The organism is Flavobacterium sp. (assembly GCF_043760115.1).
Taxonomy (GTDB): domain Bacteria; phylum Bacteroidota; class Bacteroidia; order Flavobacteriales; family Flavobacteriaceae; genus Flavobacterium.
Genome location: NZ_JAYUPK010000010.1, coordinates 1 through 20,016 on the forward strand (window position 1 = coordinate 1; position 20,016 = coordinate 20,016).

The following is a 20,016-nucleotide window of genomic DNA, read 5'->3' on the forward strand; positions in this document are numbered from 1 at the left end:
CCTTTTGGATCTGTAAATTTATACTTTCTTTCGGTATAAAACCATTCGTTTTTTTGATCGAAATACAATTGATCTGTTTCAAAAATTTGACCTGTTTCATTAGTAACTTTCACACTTCCTTGTAAATCTATTAAATCGGTATTTTTAAAAGTTACTGCATACTTTGCTGCTACAAATGTTTTTTTTCCTTTTTCGTCAAATAAAGTTACGTTTACACCTTTAGGAAATTCTGTAAAAGGAAACTCAACCGTTGCATAATCTAACATTTTGGAAGTAATTAAAATAGATTTTATTCTGCCCGAATCGGTGTATTTTAAATTTATAGAATCTGCTTCACCACTTGGTGCAAACTCTGCAAAAGTAGATTTTTGTACTTCCTTAAAATTACTTTCGCAAGAAATTATAGCAGTTAAAACAAGTAAAACTGAAATAAAGATAGTTATGTTTTTAGAAAATACTTTCATTTTAAATTTTAAAATTGAACTGTTTCGTTTATCCAACAATTAATTTTTACTGCTTTATTTTTAATAGATTTATCAACTATTACATTTTTTAAATATTCTTCAGATAATTTTTCCGATGTTGGTTTAAGCATTGGCATAACACTTGACGCTTTTAAAACTGTAGTTGATGCTAATTTATAAATTGCTTTCTTTTCGTTTTCAGTACTTGCACATTCTGAAACACTTGAAGCATACAAATTGGCTAAAAAAATATAATTTTTTCCATTAGAAGCATCGTTTAAAATTGCAATATCAATCATTTCTTTGGCTTTCGCTTTATTAGAAATTGCAACAATCGATGCTACTTTATATGCTGTTTTAGATTTTTCTAAATTGTTTTGAGACAAAGCAATTGATTGATCAAAAAAAGTTAATGCTTGTTGCTCGTTTTTAGAATTTAAATAATAGTCTGCTAAATAATAGGCCGAAGTTGAAGTTGGTTTCTTATGCAATTCTAATACAATTTTTTCAAGAATTGGTCCTTTTTTACAAACTGTAGACAACCATTTTGCTGAGGAATTTAACCAGTTTTCGTCTAACTTTTTATTTTCAAAATTTCCTTCAACATAAGAAGTTAAATTTTCACAATTAACTTTGGTTGTAATTAAATTATAAGCAGATTTTGTAACTCTATTGTACTCTTGTTCATTGTTTGAAAATTGCAATTTATTTTGTTCAACCAAAGTAATTACATCATTATATTTTTCTAGCAATTGACTAAACGTGATTTTTACTTTTTGCTCAGTATAATTTTTAAAATACAATTTAAAATATTCATTTATTGCTTGCGGATTTGTAAAGTTTTTTCTTTGAATAAGAAAAGCTTTATCTAGATAAGAATAAATTTCAACTTCAGATTTTATTTTATTTTGAATTAAAACCAAAGCACGTTTTTCAAAATTTCCGTTTTCGTTATTCGGAAAATTTTTATCAAACTGATCGTATAAGTTTATTAATTCTTTAGCATTTTTTTCTTTATCTACTGACGATGATTCTAAATTATACTGAAGAATTTGAGAAGCAAGAAAATATATTTTTTCTGAATGTTTAACACAACTAGACTTTATTTCTGTCCAAAGTAAATTGGCTTCGGTATATTTTTTTTCTGATATGAATTTACTTAAATCATTTTCTTTAACATCACAATTGTTTTCTTGTGCATTTGTAAATAATGAAAATAACAACACAATTATAATACTAATTTTAGCTTTCATATCGAAATTATTTAGGTATTAATCATATTTTCTTTTTTGAAACCATTGATCGTTTAAAGATAACGAAATATTTATGTTGGTATAATTTTCTTTAACCAATCCAGATTTAATTGTTCCTCTTGAACCCATTTCTACACCAATATTAATATTAGAAAATGTTCCACGCAAAGGCATTCCTAATCCTAAAGTTAAAGCAGAATCATTAATAGATTCATTATTTACAACTAATCCTGTTTTTTCATAACGAAAACCACCACGATAAGTTACTCTATTTAAATATTTATTATACGAGTTATAATTTGGAACATAATAACCGCCTAAAGTAAATTTAGTAGCATTTTCAAATTTAACATTATTAATATCATTAAATCTATTAGTAAAATTACTGTTATCTTGAAAAGTAAGTTCTGTACCAATAACCCATTTTTTTAAATTTCCAAAACCAATTCCAGCAGTAAATTTAGAAGGAAGTGTTAATTTAGAATCTTGATTTATTGGAGCTAATTCTTCTACAACAGCTTCTACACCAAGAGCAGAATATTGTATTGTTGCAAAAACTCTTTCATTAGATAAACTAAGTTTAGTTTCTGGCGAAAATGACAAACTAGAAAAAAGTGAAACGCTTTTATTAATTTTAGATTGATAAGCAATTCCTGTATTAAAGTTTACACCATTAACTGTAGAAACATTTTTTTCTCTAGAACTGAATTGAATTCCTTGAATTGCTTCTATACTTGTAGTAGAAATTTCTCCAAAGTTATATTGAAAATCGGCACCAATACTTAATCCTTTAGATACTTTATATCCAAAACCTACAAACGCTTTATTAATTCCACCTTTACCTTGATACTGATTTACGTTAGTGTTTGCGGCATTAATATTTCTAATACTATATCCAACTGAAGAATAAGGCATTAATCCGAAAGTAAAAACTGCTTTTTTAGCAGGTAATGCAAATGCTAGATAATCTAAAGTTGTTCTTTGTGCTTTAGATTCTTGAGAAGAGTTTTTTAAATTAGTCGCTGCAAATGTACCTCCAATTGTAAAAGTTGTATATTTTAATCCAGAATTTAATGCTGGATTTTGCAAATTCATATGTATTGAATCTCTAAAAATTGATAAACCTGCCATAGAACGATTTTCTACAGTTCCTTTAAAACGTACATCACCAATTCCGAAAAAAGAATAGGGAGAAGCTGTACCTTCTTGAGCATTAGAAACCAATGAAAGTAGCATACAAATGCTAAACAAAACTTTTTTAATCATTTTTATTGTATTGAAATGTTTGGTTCAAACTTTCTAACAGAAAATTTGAATTGGCAAATATGGTATTTTTTAATCGTTTAGCCAAAAATTCTGAGTCTCCACCAGTTAAAATTATGATAAAGTTATCATATTGGTTAGAATATTGATTTATAAATTCATCTATTTCAAATGAAACTCCGTTTACAACTCCAGAATGTATGGATTGATTGGTTGAATTTCCGATAATAGTACTTGGAAAATCTTTCTTTAATAATGGTAACTTAGCGGTGTAATTATGTAATGATTCATATCGTAAACGAATTCCAGGAGAAATAGCGCCTCCAATATAATTATCATTATCATCTATAAAATCATAGGTAATACAAGTTCCTGCATCAATAACTAATCTATTCTTTTTTGGATATTTTAAAACTGCTCCAGATGCCAATATTTTTCTATCAATTCCTAAAGTTGTTGGAGTTGCATATAAATTAGTAAAAGGAAATTTAGTGTTTTCATCAATAAAATGAACTGTAATATCATTAGTGTGGAACAAAAAATCTTCTTTATTTAACTTTCCAACACTTGAAACTATAATATTATTGACTTTTAAAAATTTATTTAAAATATTTTTTAATGAAATTTTCCAATCTTTATGTTCTAGAATGTCCTTTTGCAAAAGGATATCTTGCTCAAATACAGCAGTTTTAATATAAGTGTTACCAACATCTATTGTTAAAAGCATTTTATAAAATTTATCATGCAAAGGTACAAATAGATTTTTTTTAAAAATTGTTTTGTATAAATTAAAAATCGTTCTATATTTGCACTCGCATTACCGCAAGGTACCTTAGCTCAGATGGTAGAGCAATGGACTGAAAATCCATGTGTCCCTGGTTCGATCCCTGGAGGTACCACAAAATCCGAATAGAAATATTCGGATTTTTTGTTTTAAAAAATCTTATTGTAAAACTCAATTTATTAATTTATTTCAAGGTAAATAAATAAATTTTTGAAACAACTGAAATTTAATTTAAGCAAAAAAGCCATCCGCAAATGCGGAAAGCTTTTCATTGGTCTAACTACTAAACCGTGTTTCGTTTTAAAAAACGAAACGAAAACAACACAACTATTTTAAATACTTTTTTGGGCAAAAAAGCACTATGTTTCCAAAGTGCTTTTAAATATTTTCCCTATTTGAGCGGTCTGGACGGGACTCGAACCCGCGACCCCATGCGTGACAGGCATGTATTCTAACCAACTGAACTACCAAACCATCGCTTTATTGCGGTTGCAAATATACAATCGTTTTTTGTTTTTACAAGGGTTTTTTAAGTTTTTTTTGATAAAACAAAAAACCTTTATCCAAAGTTTTGTTTTTCAACTAAGTATGTTGTTAAAATTTTCTCGAAACTTGCTCCAACATTAACAGGAACGTACTTTATTTTGTTTTGAGCACATGTTAATGATAATTTTTTAAAATATTCTGAAACCTTTTTTTCATATTCTTCTTTAACATTTTCTGCAAAAAGATTTACTACTTCTCCAGATTCTACATCGATAAACTTTCTTGGTGTGTTGTCAAAATTGAAATTTAGTTCTCTTTTTTCGTCAATTACATGAAAAACTACCACTTTATGTTTGTTGTGTTTTAAATGTTGCAAGGCATTAAAAAGTGCTTCCTGATTTTCGTTTTGAAACATATCTGTAAACAAGACTATCATTGAACGACGATGAACTTTTTCTGCTATTTGATGAAGAAATGTTATTGTATCTGTATTTTTAATTTCTTTAGGAGTTTCTAAAAGATTTTCTAATTGATTTAGTAACATTCTATGATGTCTGTCTGAACCTTTTTCTGGAGCGTAGTATTCATATTTACTGGCGTAAATACTTAAACCTACTGCATCACGTTGTTTTTTTAACAAATTCATTAAAACTGCTGATGCCAAAACCGAAAATCCAATTTTACTTTCGTAAAATGGTTGATTATTTTCTAATTTTGGAAAATGCATTGAAGAAGAATTATCTATAATTAAATGGCAACGAAGGTTGGTTTCTTCTTCATACCTTTTAGTATATAATCTATCTGTTTTTGCAAAAAGTTTCCAATCAATATGCTTTGTAGATTCGCCAGAATTGTAAATTTTATGTTCTGCAAACTCGGCAGAGAATCCGTGAAATGGCGATTTGTGCATTCCAGAAATAAAGCCTTCTACCACTTGATTGGCAAGCAGTTCTAAATGTTTAAACCCAGAAATTAATTCTTTTTGTTCTTCTATCTTCATAGTTCAAAGATATAGAAAAGAATTAATATCATAAAACAACAAAAAGATTTGACAATTGCCAAACCTTTTTTAACTAATTCAAAATTATTTTAATTATTCTGTTTGTTGAAAGTTAAAACTTAAATCTCCAAAATATTTGTTAGTTACCAAATTATCTGAAATATTTGGATAAACATTGTTAATATTAGAAGTATTAGTTAAACCTGTAATTTTGATGTTGCCAATTTCTACTGGAAATGAAATTGAAGTATTATCTGTTTTACTACGTCTAAAAACTGAATTTACTTGCATAACAATAAGATATTCTTCGTCTTTTAATAGTGAAATTTTATCAATTGGTAAAACAACTTCAAGATTATTGGTTGGAACTATTATTGGAATTGTTTTAATAAGTGCTTGTGTAGAGACTTTCCATACTTTTACAATTACACCACCGTCAGATGATGGAAGTTTTATGTTTACAGTATTGATTGTTCCATTAACTTTTGGTTTAAATGCAATTCCAAATAAATAATATGAACTAAGATTATCTGATGTAACTTGCTGTTTAAAATTTGTAGTTTCTAAAAAAGCAGATAAGAAATTTTCTTCTGAATAGTTGTTTGGTACTGAAGCATCGCTTTTACTACAGGAAATTGTTAATGATGTAAATACTAGAAACAAAATTATTGACAATGATTTTTTAATTTTTTTCATAAATTTTATTTTTTAAGCTATTTAATATCTATTCTGTTTGTTTAAAATTGAATGATAAATCACCTACAAAAAATATTAATGGATTTGCAGCAGTTGGCATAGTTTGTAATGCTCCTAATAAAGAATAACTACCTGTAATAGTAATATTATTAGAAATAATAGGATATGTAAAACTTGAATTATCAAGTTTTTTATGTATAAAATAATCATTAGTGTTCATAGAAATGAGATATTCTTTATCTTTTGTTACATTTAAATCTGAAATTACTTTACTGTATTCAACTCCTGCCGAGTTACAATCTATAAATTCTGTTTTTATTACTGTTGCTGTTTGCTTGTCCCATATAGTAACTCTTACTGCTGATTGAACGTCAGGAATTTTTATAACAATTGCATTAATTTTACCATTTACTTTTGGTTTAAAAGATATTCCTATTTCATATTGAGAATCGTTAATAACTGGTGTAGTTTCACTTAAACCATTACTTGATAGCAATGATGGTAAAAAATTTTCTTCAGGATATACAGTTGGTGATGGAGAGTCGTCTTTATTACAAGAGACTAATGTAATACCAAGAAATAAAATTAATAATGATGTTTTTTTAATAGTTTTCATTGATTTTGTTTTTAAATTATATTACAAAATTGCTTTATACACCATTGATAACAAACTACAAATAGACCAACAACGTTTTAAATAGATAAGCGTTATGTATTTGAAAAAAATCATTACATTTGAGCTTAATGTGTGTAAAATGAGAACATTAAATTGCATTATTGTAGACGATGAAGAAATAGACAGACTAATGGCAACTTCATTCGTAAAAAGATATCCTTACTTAAATTTAATTGGAGTTTTTGAAAATTCTGAAGAAGCTTTTAAAGTAATTCAAAACCAAGCTATTGATATTGCATTTCTAGATATTGACATGCCAACTTTGAATGGCTTAGATTTTAGAAAACAGACCTTGCATATTCCTGTTTGTGTTTTTATAACTTCTCATCCAGAGCACGCAGTAGAAAGCTTTGAACTAGAAGCATTAGATTTTATTGTTAAACCTTTAAAATTTGATCGATTTGATAAAACAATGCAACGAATTGTAGAATTTCTTGAAATTAAACACAAAGCGCAATTATTTGAATCTTCTATTGGTGGAGATATATTTTATATTAAAGAAGGTCACAACCAAACCAAAGTAAAATTGCACGATGTTTTATATCTAGAAGCTTTAAAAGATTACACGCTTGTGGTTACAAATGAAAAAAGACATTGTGTATTATCTAGTATTGGAAATTTATTAAAAGAAGTTCATTTTCAGTCGTTTATACGAATACATCGCAGTTATGCAGTTCAAAAACAATACATTAAAAAAATAATGCCTTATGAAGTTGAACTTCACAACAACAAACACATTCCGCTAGGAAGAAGCTACAAAGACAGTTTAAATGTTATTTTATGAAAATAGTTTTTACTTTTATATTAATTCCATTTTTAGTTTTTACTCAAGAAAAAATCATTTCTATTGATTCTGTTTTTATCAGATTAAATAAAAGTAAAAATAAAATTGTAATTGTAGATACCTTATTAAATTTAAGCCGAAAAAATAGAGTTATCAATTTAGAAGCATCCTATTTTTATGCTAATAAAGCATTCCAAATTTCTAAAGAAATAAATTATAAAAATGGATTAGCAAAATCTACCGCAAGTCTAGGGAAATTGGCTTCTATAAAATCTGAAAATAATCTTGCTTTAGAATTATTCAACAAAGCAAAAAGTTATACAAATGATAAGAGAATTACTGCAAGTATAAATATTAATGAATCGGTTGTATTTACTGATTTGGGCAACTATACTAAAGCAATGGAATGTTGTTTAAATTCATTAAAGTTATCCGAAGAAATAAATGATTACGATTCGCAATCGATTGCATTAATGAATATAGCAACTTTACATTTATATAATCGAGATAGTGAGAAATATAAATTATACAAGCAAAAATCGTTAGATGTTGTAAAAAATAAAAATGTTTTAGCTGAAACTGGAGTTATTGTAGAAGGAAAAAGTAACAAAGAATGTTTTATTGAAGCTAAGAATGTTGCCGAAGCTACTAACTATTATGAAAGTAAAGCGAATAGCACTGCTATGCAAAAAAATGTTATAGAAAAAACACGCTTCTTAATCATGTCGGCCATTGTAAATATAAATGCTCATCATTTTAATAGAGCAGAAAAAGAACTATTAGATGCAAAGCAATTATTAAATAATGGTGCTAATTTAGAAATGAAATTACTTTTAAATTACAATTTTGGTAATATGTATTTAGCCAAATACGAGTTTGAAACAAAAAAAACGGATTACCTTACCAAATCAGAAAATTATTTAAATTATTGTTACATCAATTATTCAAAAACAAAACATTTGATCCAATTAAAAAATTCATCTCATAAACTATCAGAAATTTTTAATTATAAGAACAATAAAACCAAACAGATATTTTATTTAAATGAAACACTTCGATTGGAACGCTTGATTTTTAATTCTAAAAACAAAGAAACCATAAAAAACCTTGAAGATAAGCGAGAAATTGAACTTCGAGACAAAGAAATAAAAATTAACAAACTCTCTTTACAAGCTAAAGAAAAACAAAAATGGTTTTATATTTTAGGATTGGGATTTTTAGGAATTCTAGGAGGATTATTATTTTATCAAAGTTATAATCGCAAAAAAGTGAATGAAAAATTAAAGGTTTTAAATTCAAATTTAGACCAAGCTAACAAAACAAAAGCTCGATTTTTTAGTATCTTAAATCACGATTTACGTGCACCTGTTTCTAACTTAATTGGGTTTTTGCATTTACAAAAAGAAAATCCAGAACTTCTTGACGAACAAAGTAAATTGAGATTACAAAACAAAACCATTTCTGGAACCGAAAATTTATTAAACTCAATGGAAGACATTTTATTGTGGAGTAAAGGTCAGATGGAAAACTTTAAACCTCAACCAAAAAAGATTTCAGTTGAAACTTTATTTGAAGATACAAAAAAGCATTTTGAAAGTGAAGAAAAGGTAAAAATTACATTTGAAAATGATCAAAATATTGAATTGAATACTGATGAAAATTACCTGAAAACCATCATTAGAAACTTAACTGGAAATGCTATAAAAGCACTTTCAAATATTGAAAATGCAACAATTAATTGGAAAGCTTGGCAAGATAATAATCAAACTTTTTTTTCAATTTCTGATAATGGAAATGGAGTAAGTAATAATAAATTAAAAGCTTTGTATGACGAAAATGAAGTTGTTGGAATAAAGACTGGATTGGGCTTACATCTTATTCGCGATTTGGCAAAAGCTATTAATTGTGAGATAAATGTTAATTCAAAATTAAATTATGGGACTACTTTTACTCTAAAATTATAAAAAAAAAAGACCTGTAATTATACAAGTCTTTTTGTGAATTTTTCTAAAAATTATTTTATTCCATAAACCATAACTCTGCCGTAAGAACGAAATCTAAATCCAACTAAATTATCTATAACATAAGTAGCTTGAACAGACGAATTATCATTAGTTAAAGTTGCTCTAGTAACAAAATTTGGGCTATTAAAACCTGGGTTTCCGATAGCGATTATACTTGTATATCCTGCTGTAACTGCTGGATTTAAATTAAAATTAAATATAATAGTGTCATCAAATCCCGGATTTACAGTTGCTGTAGCATTTAATAATATTGGAGCTACATCATTATTAATTCCTCCTTCTAGTTCTAAAATAATATTTGTAGATAAATTATAACTAAATATTCCAATTGGCACCATGTTAAAACCACCTGTTGTATTGGCAAAAATTCCATTGTTTGAACCACCAACTACATTAATATTACTGTAAAAAGATGCATTACCATTGACTGATGAAGTGTTATTTACACTTAAATTACCGCCAAGATTTGTATCACCACCACCACCAGCAATATAAACTGGTCCGTTATGACTGTCGTTTATTAATACTATACTTCCATCTTTTCCTCCTCTAATGTAAGTGTTTTCAGCTGTTGCATAATTAAAATGTGAAGCGTGTGTTGTTCCAAAAAATACAGCACTTCCATCAACTCCATCTCCTCTAGCAACAGTTAATGATGCACTTGGCGGATTAACGTTATTTCCTATTCCAACATTTCCACCAGCAGGATTTATTTTTAAAACATCAGAATATATTCCACCTGGATCTATAAAACTAGATTGTATACTTACTTCATTTACTTTTAAATTTTGAACCCCATTATCTCCATCAAACTTATAAAAATTCAAATTTCCGTCACTTATTGCTGTACCACCTTTTACTAATAATGAATTAGTAGTTTCTGGAGCTAAATTGGCTGCACCAACATTTAAATATCCAGCAGGATCAGTTCGTGCTACTTCAATATTATTAGCTTTTAAAATCATAGGTTTATTATCTGTAGTACCAATAAAATCTGTGGTTGTTGTATTAGTATTTCCATTGGTTGACCAAGCGTTTAATGCTGAACCTGGTGGACCTTGAGGACCAATTGGACCTTGTAAACCTTGTGGACCAGAAGTGCCACTTGCAGCATACAATGCATAAGGCACACTTAGTAACTGACTTGTTCCAGAAATTGAATAGTTTGTTCCGCCAGCTATATCGGACTCGGTTTTGATAAAATAATTATTTGTTCCCCAAGATATTGTTGCAAAATTTCCAGTTACAACTATTCCTGCACCAATCTGCAAAGTTACCAATCCGTTAGCATTAGTTACTGCAGTTTGTGTTTCTACATAAACTGCTATTCCTGTTTGTGAAGCTTGCAAAATACTGATTTTCATTCCTATAGGAGTATTTGTAACTAATGCATTACTAGAGTTTCTAATTACAGCTTGATAACTCATTTTTTGTGGAGCTTGTGCAAATGCCGAAAATAAAGGACTGAAAATGGTTATTAAAAATACTTTTTTCATCAATTTGTGTAGTATTGTTTTCATTGCTATTTATTTTTAATTGTTTTTAATTATTTTAAAGGTTTTTATTGTTTTATCAGTATCATTTATTTTCAACAAATAAATTGCTGCAGCAAGATTTTGCAAATCAATTAAAGTTTCAACTGTATTAATTTTTTGAGATAAAATTTGTTTTCCGTTTATATCAAATAATTGAAAATTAAGAGTGTCCAAATTACTGTTATCAATTTTTAAAATAATTGTATTTACGGTAGGATTAGGAAATACTGTTATCAATAAATTAATGTTTTGAAAATTATCTGTTCCTAGAGTGAAGATTTCAAAAGGTTGTTGCACACCTTGATTTATAGAACCTGAAACAGATGTTGAAAAAGTATAGTTTACTTGACCAATAGAATAACTTACTGATCCATCAGAACCAGAGGCATTTGCTCCAGATGTTACTATTGCTTGTTGTGCTGTAGTTTTAAAAACAGAAAAAAGTATTAGGAAAAAAAAGAAAATAGTTTTCATATCATTAAATTTATTTTCTCAAAATTCAATATAAATTAAACGCCTTTTTAAAAAAATAGACCAACAAGCAAAATAATAGACGAATTAAAATAAATTAACATTTTTTTGTATATTTGACATTAACAATCAATTACTTATGAATCAACTTAAATGCATTATAGTAGATGATGATGAAGTAGCACGACTTAAAGTACTATCTATAGCTCGTAATTTTCCGATTTTGAAAATTGTAGGTAGCTTTTCTTCAGCGCAAAATGCTTTACTTGAAATTGATAAACAAACCATTGATGTGCTTTTTTTAGATATAGATATGCCTTTTATAAATGGTTTAGAATTAAGAAAAAAATTAGCAACCGTTCCTGTATGTGTCTATATTACTTCGCATCCAGAATATGCATTAGAAAGTTTTGAACTAGAAACTTTAGATTTTTTAATTAAACCATTGCAACAAGAGCGATTTGCAATTACTGTAAATAGAATAAAAGAATTTTTAGATATTAAACAAAAAGCAAGTTTGTATGAATTGCAATTTGCCGACGATTTTATCTATATTAAACAAGGTTATGAGCAAACTAAAATTCATTTACACGAAATTTTATACCTAGAAGCACTTAAAGATTATACACTTTTAGTTACTAATACTAAAAGGCATTGTGTGTTTTCGGGTATTGGTAACTTGCTCAAGGAAACCCATTTTGAATCATTTGTAAGGGTGCATCGAAGTTTTGCAGTTCAAAAACAATTTATCCAAAAAGTGGGTTCGCAAAACATTACACTTATCAAAAATATTGTTATTCCGTTAGGGAATAGTTATCGTGACCAATTGCAATTTGTCGAATGAAAAAAATATTATTTTTCTTGCTAGTTCCGATGATTACTTTTTCTCAAAAAAAAGTGGGTCAAGCTTTAATAGATTCGCTTTTGATTGAATTACCTAAAATTAAAAATCAAACTCAAAAAGTTGATGAATTAATTAAAATTGCTGGTTTAAATTTTGGTGTGAATCCAAATTTACCAAAAATGTTAGAGTATACTAATCAAGCATTAGAAATTGCAAAAACCATAAACTATAAAAATGGTTTGGCTACTGGATTTCGTTTTCAAGGTGTTATTAGCAATTCACTGGGAAAAACAAAGGAAGCCGAATTGCTTTTTAAAAAATCACTACTAATTGCCGAAGATATTGCCGATAAAAAAAATATTATGGCAAACCTGAGTAATTTAGGAGTAATTAATAGTCAATATTTTAAATATCCAGATGCCTTAAACTACTTTCAAAAAGCATTGCGAATTGCAGAAAAAGAAAAAAGAAATGATGTATTTGCAAATGCATCAGGAAATATGGGTGTCATTTATGCAGAACTAAAAAATAATGACAAAGCTATAGAATTTTTTCAAAAAGCACTTGATGTTCATACACTAATTAAAAATCCCATTGGTATTGTTGCCAATTTAGCAAATCTGGGAAATATTTATTTAGATAAAAAAGAGTTTTCAAAAGCATTAGATTATTATGAAAAAGCGTTAGCCAAAAATATCGAAATTAATAGCGAGGCAGGAATAGCAAGAGAATATGGACATTTGGCAAGTGTTTACACAGAAACAAACCAATCTGAAAAAGCATTTGAATATTTCAATAAAGCATTAAAAATCAATGAAAAATTAAATTACAACAAAGGAATTGCATATAATTACCAAGGAATTGGACAAAATTATATTAAAAAAAATGATTTCGTAAATGCATTGAAATTCACACAAAAATCCAATAAAATTGCTCAAAATCTAAAAGATTTAGAAACTCAAAAACAAACTTTTAGCGATTTGAAAATTATTTATGAAAATCTAAATAAAAATGATAGTGCTTACATCAACTTTAAGAAATTTATTGAAATTAAAGACGAATTAGAAAACGAAAACACCAAAAAACAAATTTCTAGACTAGAAATTCAATATGAATTTGATACTAAAGAAGAAAAATATAAAGTTCAAGAATTACTATCTTTTGAAAAACTGAATCAACAAAAACTAACGTTAGCTTTGAGTAACTCACAATTAAATGAGAGCAATGTGCAAAGAGATTTAATAAATCTAAATTTCTTAAAAACCCAATCAGATTTAAAAACAGAACAGTTAGAAAAAAAATCTCAAACTAAGGAATTATCAAATGTTCGTAAAGAAATAGAATTACAAGATACTAAATTAAAAATCAATAAACTCTCGCTTGAAGCCAATCAAAAACAAAAATGGCTATTATTTTCTGGCTTAGGATTTCTAGCAATTATTGGAGGATTATTGTTTTATCAAAGTCGAAAACGAAAACTTACCAACCAAAAACTTGAAACATTGAACCAAAATCTCGACCAAGCCAACAAGACCAAAACAAGGTTTTTTAATATCCTGAATCATGATTTGCGAAGTCCTGTTGCAAACCTCATCGATTTTTTACATATTCAGAAAAATAGTCCAGATTTGCTTGACGAAACTACCAAAAACCGAATTCAAGAAACCACATTAACATCAGCAGAAAATTTATTACATTCTATGGAAGATATTTTGCTGTGGAGCAAAGGGCAAATGCAAAACTTTAAACCCGAGTTCAAAAAAGTATTGATTACTGATTTGTTCGAAGCTACTAAAAATCATTTTGCAAGCGAAGAAAACGTTTCAATTATTTTCGAAAACATCAAAAATCTTGAGCTTTTTACTGACGAAAATTATCTAAAAACCATCATCCGAAATTTAACAGGAAACGCAATAAAATCGTTACAAAAAATTGAAAATCCAACGATTATCTGGAAATCTTTTTCAGATAACAACCAAACTTTTTTATCGATTACTGATAATGGAAAAGGTGTAACAAATAATCAACTAAAAGCTTTGTATGACGAAAATGAAGTTGTTGGCATAAAAACTGGTTTGGGTTTGCACTTAATTCGTGATCTAGCAAAAGCTATAGATTGTGAGATTGAAGTAGATAGTAAAATTGGAGAAGGAACTACATTTATTTTAAAATTTAATGATTTGCAAGATTCTGAAACAAACTTTAATAAATTCAGTTCAAGAGTTTAGAATAAAAAAAGAGTTGTCTTTAAACAACTCTTCTTAAAAAAAAACTAAAAAACTACTTACTTTTTATTGAATTTAAAAACTTTATTTCCTGTTTCGGTTTTTATTTTTAAAACATAAACTCCTTTTTCTAAATTAGAAACATCAATTTTATTTTCTGGATTATTAATAATTTTAATTTCTTGACCAAGCATAGTAACAATTGAAATTTGATCTATTTTTTCTACATTTTCTATATTCAAAAAATCAATAACTGGGTTTGGATACAATTTAAAAACTTGATTGGTTTCATTTTGATTTACAGCTAAACTTATAGGGCAATTTATTACAGCTGGAGTAACGCTAGTTAGTATGCTTCCATTGGCCAGTTGTCCGCTACTATTATTACCCCAAGCCAGCATAGTTCCATCATTTTTTATAGCTAAATTACTGGCATAACTAGTCAAAATTTTATCCCAATTACTAGCAGTTCCTATTTGAATTGGCGATAATTCACGAACAGTTGATCCGTTTCCTAGATTGTAAGCAAAATTAGAACCCCAAGCCCACAAAGTTCCGTCTAGTTTTATACCTATTGTGTGTCCATTGCCCAAACCAAAATCTTTCCAAATAGTTGCTGCTGAAAATTGTATTGGTGATGAACTGTTTGATGTAGTTCCGTTTCCTAAAGCTCCATCAGTATTAACTCCCCAAATCCAATAAGTTCCGTTGGTTTTTTTGGCAATTGTATGTCCAGATCCAGAAATTACTGTTTGCCAATTGGTATCAGTTCCAATTTGTGTAGGTGTTGTTACTTCGTTAAAATTACCTATACCAAGTTCTGCAAAATTATTAGTTCCCCAAGCCCATAAAGTTCCGTCACTTTTTATAGCATAAGACGAATAATATCCAGCAGCTATTTTACTCCAAGTAGTGCCAATACCTATTTGAGTAGGAACAAGATTGTAGTTTGTACCAACAGTTCCATTACCCAATTGTCCAGAGCTGTTTCTTCCCCAAGACCAAATAGTTCCATTGGTTTTTAGTCCAAGAACATGATTTCCTTGAGCAGATGGACTTATTGTTAGCCAATTGGTAGCTGTGCCAATTTGGGTTGGAACAAGTTTATCGATTAATGTGCCATCGCCAAGTTCTGCTGCAACATTGTTTCCCCAAGCCCATAAAGTTCTGTTGGTTTTAATTCCATAAGAAGAATTGGCACCAACAAAAATTTCTTGCCAGTTAGATGCATTTCCTATTTGCAAAGGATAAACATTATTAAATGAAGTAAAACCGTCTCCAAATTGCCCATTTGAATTATTTCCCCAAAACCAAAGAGTTCCGTCGGCTTTTAAACCTATACCGTGATATGCACCTTGTTTAACCGATTGGTAACAAATGGTTTGCGTTTGCGAAAACATAAATTGTTGAGTAAAAAACATTAAAATGAAAAGTAATTTTTTTTTCATGATTTATAGTTTTTAAAAGTTAAAATAGTTTTTATTATTGAAATTACTGTCAAAATTAAAAGCATGAATGAATTGAATTTTTAAAATATTTTTTTAATTAAATATCGTAAAGCATAATAAATTCCTGCAAAAATCGTGAACGAAATGGTATAAATAATATCGTCATTGAGCCATTGTGCGTGTTGCCCAGCTGTACCTTTATAGAAATCTATTAAGGCTTGATACGGCCAACATTTGGTATAGTTTACATAACCAACACAAAAAATAGGCAAGACATAAATAATCATAACATCTCTAAATTTCTCGCTAGTAGTTCTTGGTTTTGCTGGTGTTGTCATTTTTTACATTTCCAAATTGTTTATTAATTATTTATAAAATGGTTGTCCTAAAACAACCATTTTAAAAAAATAAAGAACTAATTGTTTAATTAGAATCACTAAAAAAATTATCTGATAAAACAATCCATCTTGTTCCTATACTTTGAACACAAACAAAAGTTCTAAATTGTTGAATACTAGACGCACTAAAAGAATGTAAATAGGTTATAGGCTGATTTAAATGATCATTGATTGTTATTGAACCACCAGTGTTTGCTAAACTAGGTGGGAAAGTATTATTATAAACACCATCAACATCATAACTCATAAATCTTTGACCTGGATTAATATTTACAGAAAATAGTCCAGGCAATGCCAATGCCTTAATGTAATAAATCCTTCCTCTACAAAATGCTGGAAGTGGTAATGTTATTGTTAGTGGTGCCGCATCGTCAAACTGCTTGTTTGCATAAATAATATAATCAGCATCAGTTGGTGTGTAATCAGCATTAATTAACGTAAACTTGTTAGCAATACTGCCATCAACTTCTAGTTTAGAACTTGGCGTTGTAGTGTTAATTCCCACATTTGCAGGACCACTTGCTGGCATAAAAGCAAAATTAGTATTGGTAAAAAATGTTGATGCTGTTGGACTTTGAAATAAAGACATTGCTTGTGAACCGTTACCAATGGCAATATCGTTACCAGAAAATCCTGGTGGATTACCTATTTGAAGTTTGTTTTGAATTGTTCCAGTATTTCCTACACCAATTTTTGCGCCAAAAGTAACATCACCACCTAAAGGATTTATTTTTAAATCTGCGGCATACGATCCTTGATCATCAATTCTAGTAGTTTGTATAATCTCTCCGTCAAGATTCATTTGTTGGTCTTCAAGTTGTTGCAGTACTTGACCTCTATTTCTAATTTTTAATGTACCGTTATCTAAATTACTAACTGGTGCTCCAATCATTAATGCATTTCCTTCGACACCTAATCTATCAGAAATTGGACCAGCAACACTTGATTCAAAAACTGTATAACCACTTGGAGTAACAATCATGGCTTGATTATTATTAGTTTTAATAACCAACGGAGTATTGTCAGTTGTTCCAATAAAATTAGTTGCAGAACCTGTATTTCCTGATAAACCCCAAGCATTAGCTGCTGTTCCTGGTGTTCCTTGTAAACCATTACAAATATATTGGGTTAAGGCAGGATTTATTTCGGAATTATCAAGAGTGTTATTTCCGTTTAAATCTCCACCAAATTGTAATTTAGTTCCTCCAGTAGCACAGTTTGCTCCTGCTAATTCTGGAACAGTTCTAGCTACAATACTAATTCCTGTTGCGCCATTCGCACCTTGAATTCCTTGTGAACCTGTTGCGCCTTGTGAACCTGTTGCGCCATTTGCACCAGCAATTCCTTGTATACCTTGTGGTCCAGGAGTTCCACCATTGGCAGCAAACAATGCGTAAGGCACACTTGCTAATTGTGATGTTCCAGAAATAGTATAATTAGTTCCTCCTGCTGGATCGGTTTCGGTTTTTATAAAATAAGGTCCATTTGCCCAATTAATACCTGCAATTGTTCCAGTTAAAACCGTTCCGCCACCAATTTCGAAAGTCGTTAATCCATTAGCATTAGTAGTTGGCGTATGTCTTTCAGAATATACTACTGTACCAGAAATTGAAGTTTGCAAAACACTAATTTTTACGCCAACTGCTGTATTAGTAATTAAAGTATTTGCTGCATTTCTAACCACAGCTTGGTAACTCATTTTTTGCGGTACTTGGGCTTGTGCAGAAAATAGAGTAAAGAAAATAGAACATAGAAGTGCTATCTTGATTAATTTTTGAGTAATTGTTTTCATAATTTTAATTTTATTTATTTGACAAGAAAATTAACTTGTAATTCAATTTATATTAAGTAAATGCTAATGTTTCCTTGCGCCTTTTTTCAAAAATATTCTATTATTGTTTGATACCATAAGCTATATATGTACCGTTAATAAGTCCTCCGTCAAAATTATCTGATTCTAAATTTATTCTTACAGTGCTACCAATTCCAACTTCCTCATCATAAGTAAACCTTCCAGTTAGCCAAGTAGAAAATTGTGAAATTGATGGCGCACCTACAATTACAATTTTGGTGTAGGGAAGTGTTGCACCAAAATCTATATCTATAGTAAGTGCAGAAAAATCATTAAACCCTGTAAAGGTGTTATAAACAAGAGTTTGAGGAGCAATTACATTTCCAACAATGTTTCTAATTTGATTATCAATTAGGTTACCATCATTATCAATTCGAAATTCAATATTAAACACACCAATTGGCACAAGATTAAAATTTCCAGTTGGAGTGGTGTAAATTGCTCCATTTTTTATCTCTACTTTGTTACCTAAATCACTTGTTGAAGAAATATCTCCTTGAACATCTAATTTAGCTGTTGGAGTTGTAGTCCCAATTCCCATATTACCAACACCACTCGCAGGCATAAAAGCAAAATTAGTATTAGTATAAAATATTGATGCTGTTGGACTTTGAAATAAAGACATGGCTTGCGTACCGTTACCAATTGCAATATCATTGCCCGAAAAACCTGGCGGATTTCCTATTTGCAATTTATTTTGAATTGTTCCTGTATTTCCAATTCCTATATTTCCACCATTTGGATTTATTTTTAAATCTGCGGCATACGATCCTTGATCATCAATTCTAGTAGTTTGTATAATCTCTCCATCAAGATTCATTTGTTGGTCTTCAAGCTGTTGCAGTACTTGACCTCTGTTTCTAATTTTTAATGTACCGTTATCTAAATTACTAACTGGTGCTCCAATCATTAATGCATTTCCTTCTATTCCAAAGCGGTCAATAATTGGTCCAACTACACCAGAACCTAGAACCGTGTATCCATTTGGTTCAATAATCATTGCTTGTGTATTATTAGTTTTTAAAGTAAGTGAAGTATTATCAGTTGTACCAATAAAATTAGTTGCAGAACCTGTATTTCCAGATAAACCCCAAGCATTAGTTGCTGTTCCTGGTATTCCTTGTGCGCCTGTTGCTCCTACTAAACCATTACATACATATTTTGTTAAGGAAGCATTAATCTCTGAAGGATCTAAAACATTATTTCCATTGTTGTCTAAACCATATTGTTGGCGTGTTCCACCAGTTGCACAGTTTGCTCCTACAGGTTCTGTTGTGGTAAGAATTAATGTATTTTTTCCGTTTATACCTGCGGTTCCTGCAACACCTGCAACTCCTTGTGCACCAATTGCGCCTGCAACACCTTGAATTCCTTGTGGTCCAGGTGTTCCGCCATTAGCAGCAAATAATGCATACGGTACACTTGCCAATTGCGATGTTCCAGAAATAGTATAATTAGTTCCACCAGTTGGATCAGTTTCGGTTTTTATAAAATAAGGACCAGTTGCCCAGTTGATACCTGCAATTGTTCCAGTTAAAACCGTTCCGCCACCAATTTCGAAAGTCGCTAATCCATTAGCATTAGTAGTTGGCGTATGTCTTTCAGCATATACTACTGTTCCAGAAACTGAAGTTTGTAAAACGCTAATTTTTACACCGACTGCTGTATTGGAAATCAAAGTATTTGCTGTATTTCTAACCACAGCTTGGTAACTCATTTTTTGCGGTGCTTGTGCTTGTGCAGAAAATAGAGTAAAGAAAATAGAACATAGAAGTGCTATTTTGAATAATTTTTGAGTAATTGTTTTCATAAT

General features: G+C 29.4%; 17 protein-coding genes and 2 tRNA genes. 5 read left to right on the forward strand and 14 right to left on the reverse strand.

All coding sequences use genetic code 11. The features are described from left to right. From lptC to ACH2BC_RS00640, 4 genes are all read right to left on the reverse strand, one after another. Positions 1–464, reverse strand: a 464-nt coding sequence (gene lptC, locus ACH2BC_RS00625; RefSeq protein ID WP_395051993.1) for an LPS export ABC transporter periplasmic protein LptC, incomplete at its 3' end; no start/stop codon positions are given. 8 nt (positions 465–472) lie between these two features. Further along, positions 473–1,717 carry a hypothetical protein gene (locus ACH2BC_RS00630; RefSeq protein ID WP_395051994.1) on the reverse strand — a complete coding sequence of 415 codons (1,245 nt, stop codon included), beginning with the start codon at positions 1,715–1,717 and terminating at the stop codon, positions 473–475. Positions 1,718–1,735: 18 nt separating this feature from the next. Beyond that, the gene (locus ACH2BC_RS00635; protein WP_395051995.1) at positions 1,736–2,983 is read right to left on the reverse strand and encodes a hypothetical protein; all 1,248 of its coding nucleotides are present in this window, start codon (positions 2,981–2,983) and stop codon (positions 1,736–1,738) included. After that, positions 2,976–3,707, reverse strand: coding sequence for a type III pantothenate kinase (locus ACH2BC_RS00640; RefSeq protein WP_395051996.1), 732 nt, complete (start codon positions 3,705–3,707; stop codon positions 2,976–2,978). The genes ACH2BC_RS00635 and ACH2BC_RS00640 overlap by 8 nt, the downstream gene beginning before the upstream one ends. 99 nt (positions 3,708–3,806) lie before the next feature. Between ACH2BC_RS00640 and ACH2BC_RS00645 the strand changes: the two genes are divergently transcribed. Further along, positions 3,807–3,879 (forward strand) — tRNA-Phe (locus ACH2BC_RS00645). A 285-nt stretch (positions 3,880–4,164) separates the two neighbouring features. Here the strand turns inward: ACH2BC_RS00645 and ACH2BC_RS00650 are convergent. The 4 genes from ACH2BC_RS00650 to ACH2BC_RS00665 all read right to left on the reverse strand — a co-directional run bounded on the left by ACH2BC_RS00650 (position 4,165) and on the right by ACH2BC_RS00665 (position 6,562). Then, positions 4,165–4,238, reverse strand: a tRNA-Asp gene (locus tag ACH2BC_RS00650). An 85-nt stretch (positions 4,239–4,323) separates the two neighbouring features. After that, entirely contained in the window at positions 4,324–5,250 is a 927-nt protein-coding gene (locus tag ACH2BC_RS00655) for a DUF58 domain-containing protein (protein ID WP_395051997.1), read from the reverse strand. A gap of 93 nt (positions 5,251–5,343) precedes the next feature. Then, positions 5,344–5,946: a hypothetical protein gene (locus ACH2BC_RS00660; RefSeq protein ID WP_395051998.1), complete on the reverse strand. Its 603-nt coding sequence runs from the start codon at positions 5,944–5,946 to the stop codon at positions 5,344–5,346. Positions 5,947–5,974: 28 nt separating this feature from the next. Then, positions 5,975–6,562, reverse strand: a complete 588-nt coding sequence (locus ACH2BC_RS00665) for a DUF4082 domain-containing protein (RefSeq protein WP_395051999.1) — start codon at positions 6,560–6,562, stop codon at positions 5,975–5,977. Between the two features lie 139 nt (positions 6,563–6,701). Here ACH2BC_RS00665 and ACH2BC_RS00670 point away from each other — a divergent pair, with 139 nt between their 5' ends. Then, positions 6,702–7,406 (forward strand): LytR/AlgR family response regulator transcription factor, encoded by a 705-nt coding sequence (locus tag ACH2BC_RS00670; protein WP_395052000.1) that lies wholly within the window; start codon positions 6,702–6,704, stop codon positions 7,404–7,406. Then, positions 7,403–9,370, forward strand: a complete 1,968-nt coding sequence (locus ACH2BC_RS00675; protein WP_395052001.1) for a sensor histidine kinase — start codon at positions 7,403–7,405, stop codon at positions 9,368–9,370. The genes ACH2BC_RS00670 and ACH2BC_RS00675 overlap by 4 nt, the downstream gene beginning before the upstream one ends. A gap of 50 nt (positions 9,371–9,420) precedes the next feature. On the opposite strand, the gene ACH2BC_RS00680 is transcribed toward ACH2BC_RS00675, so the two are convergent. Together ACH2BC_RS00680 and ACH2BC_RS00685 are read right to left on the reverse strand one after the other, a co-directional pair. Next, positions 9,421–10,950 carry a hypothetical protein gene (locus tag ACH2BC_RS00680; protein WP_395052002.1) on the reverse strand — a complete coding sequence of 510 codons (1,530 nt, stop codon included), beginning with the start codon at positions 10,948–10,950 and terminating at the stop codon, positions 9,421–9,423. A gap of 12 nt (positions 10,951–10,962) precedes the next feature. Further along, positions 10,963–11,439, reverse strand: a complete 477-nt coding sequence (locus tag ACH2BC_RS00685) for a T9SS type A sorting domain-containing protein (protein ID WP_395052003.1) — start codon at positions 11,437–11,439, stop codon at positions 10,963–10,965. A 136-nt stretch (positions 11,440–11,575) separates the two neighbouring features. On the opposite strand from ACH2BC_RS00685, the gene ACH2BC_RS00690 reads away from it, so the two are divergent. Continuing rightward, positions 11,576–12,280 carry a LytR/AlgR family response regulator transcription factor gene (locus ACH2BC_RS00690; RefSeq protein WP_395052004.1) on the forward strand — a complete coding sequence of 235 codons (705 nt, stop codon included), beginning with the start codon at positions 11,576–11,578 and terminating at the stop codon, positions 12,278–12,280. After that, positions 12,277–14,508, forward strand: coding sequence for a tetratricopeptide repeat protein (locus tag ACH2BC_RS00695; protein WP_395052005.1), 2,232 nt, complete (start codon positions 12,277–12,279; stop codon positions 14,506–14,508). The genes ACH2BC_RS00690 and ACH2BC_RS00695 overlap by 4 nt, the downstream gene beginning before the upstream one ends. Before the next feature lie 56 nt (positions 14,509–14,564). On the opposite strand, the gene ACH2BC_RS00700 is transcribed toward ACH2BC_RS00695, so the two are convergent. The 4 genes from ACH2BC_RS00700 to ACH2BC_RS00715 all read right to left on the reverse strand — a co-directional run bounded on the left by ACH2BC_RS00700 (position 14,565) and on the right by ACH2BC_RS00715 (position 20,013). Beyond that, positions 14,565–15,953: a T9SS type A sorting domain-containing protein gene (locus ACH2BC_RS00700; protein WP_395052006.1), complete on the reverse strand. Its 1,389-nt coding sequence runs from the start codon at positions 15,951–15,953 to the stop codon at positions 14,565–14,567. Positions 15,954–16,033: 80 nt separating this feature from the next. After that, positions 16,034–16,291 (reverse strand): hypothetical protein, encoded by a 258-nt coding sequence (locus ACH2BC_RS00705; protein WP_395052008.1) that lies wholly within the window; start codon positions 16,289–16,291, stop codon positions 16,034–16,036. A gap of 85 nt (positions 16,292–16,376) precedes the next feature. After that, positions 16,377–18,143: a hypothetical protein gene (locus ACH2BC_RS00710; RefSeq protein ID WP_395052009.1), complete on the reverse strand. Its 1,767-nt coding sequence runs from the start codon at positions 18,141–18,143 to the stop codon at positions 16,377–16,379. Positions 18,144–18,243: 100 nt separating this feature from the next. Next, positions 18,244–20,013, reverse strand: coding sequence for a hypothetical protein (locus ACH2BC_RS00715; protein ID WP_395052010.1), 1,770 nt, complete (start codon positions 20,011–20,013; stop codon positions 18,244–18,246). Positions 20,014–20,016 lie beyond the last annotated feature (3 nt).

Excerpts from the sequence above, each read along its gene's own strand:
- ACH2BC_RS00695 (WP_395052005.1), top strand. The coding sequence starts at position 12,277 with ATGAAAAAAATATTATTTTTCTTGCTAGTTCCGATGATTACTTTTTCT.
- ACH2BC_RS00660 (WP_395051998.1), bottom strand. The coding sequence starts at position 5,946 with ATGAAAAAAATTAAAAAATCATTGTCAATAATTTTGTTTCTAGTATTT.
- ACH2BC_RS00640 (WP_395051996.1), bottom strand. The coding sequence starts at position 3,707 with ATGCTTTTAACAATAGATGTTGGTAACACTTATATTAAAACTGCTGTA.
- ACH2BC_RS00675 (WP_395052001.1), top strand. The coding sequence starts at position 7,403 with ATGAAAATAGTTTTTACTTTTATATTAATTCCATTTTTAGTTTTTACT.
- ACH2BC_RS00630 (WP_395051994.1), bottom strand. The coding sequence starts at position 1,717 with ATGAAAGCTAAAATTAGTATTATAATTGTGTTGTTATTTTCATTATTT.
- ACH2BC_RS00685 (WP_395052003.1), bottom strand. The coding sequence starts at position 11,439 with ATGAAAACTATTTTCTTTTTTTTCCTAATACTTTTTTCTGTTTTTAAA.
- ACH2BC_RS00680 (WP_395052002.1), bottom strand. The coding sequence starts at position 10,950 with ATGAAAACAATACTACACAAATTGATGAAAAAAGTATTTTTAATAACC.
- ACH2BC_RS00670 (WP_395052000.1), top strand. The coding sequence starts at position 6,702 with ATGAGAACATTAAATTGCATTATTGTAGACGATGAAGAAATAGACAGA.
- ACH2BC_RS00655 (WP_395051997.1), bottom strand. The coding sequence starts at position 5,250 with ATGAAGATAGAAGAACAAAAAGAATTAATTTCTGGGTTTAAACATTTA.
- ACH2BC_RS00665 (WP_395051999.1), bottom strand. The coding sequence starts at position 6,562 with ATGAAAACTATTAAAAAAACATCATTATTAATTTTATTTCTTGGTATT.
- ACH2BC_RS00705 (WP_395052008.1), bottom strand. The coding sequence starts at position 16,291 with ATGACAACACCAGCAAAACCAAGAACTACTAGCGAGAAATTTAGAGAT.
- ACH2BC_RS00700 (WP_395052006.1), bottom strand. The coding sequence starts at position 15,953 with ATGAAAAAAAAATTACTTTTCATTTTAATGTTTTTTACTCAACAATTT.
- ACH2BC_RS00635 (WP_395051995.1), bottom strand. The coding sequence starts at position 2,983 with ATGATTAAAAAAGTTTTGTTTAGCATTTGTATGCTACTTTCATTGGTT.
- ACH2BC_RS00715 (WP_395052010.1), bottom strand. The coding sequence starts at position 20,013 with ATGAAAACAATTACTCAAAAATTATTCAAAATAGCACTTCTATGTTCT.
- ACH2BC_RS00690 (WP_395052004.1), top strand. The coding sequence starts at position 11,576 with ATGAATCAACTTAAATGCATTATAGTAGATGATGATGAAGTAGCACGA.
- ACH2BC_RS00710 (WP_395052009.1), bottom strand. The coding sequence starts at position 18,143 with ATGAAAACAATTACTCAAAAATTAATCAAGATAGCACTTCTATGTTCT.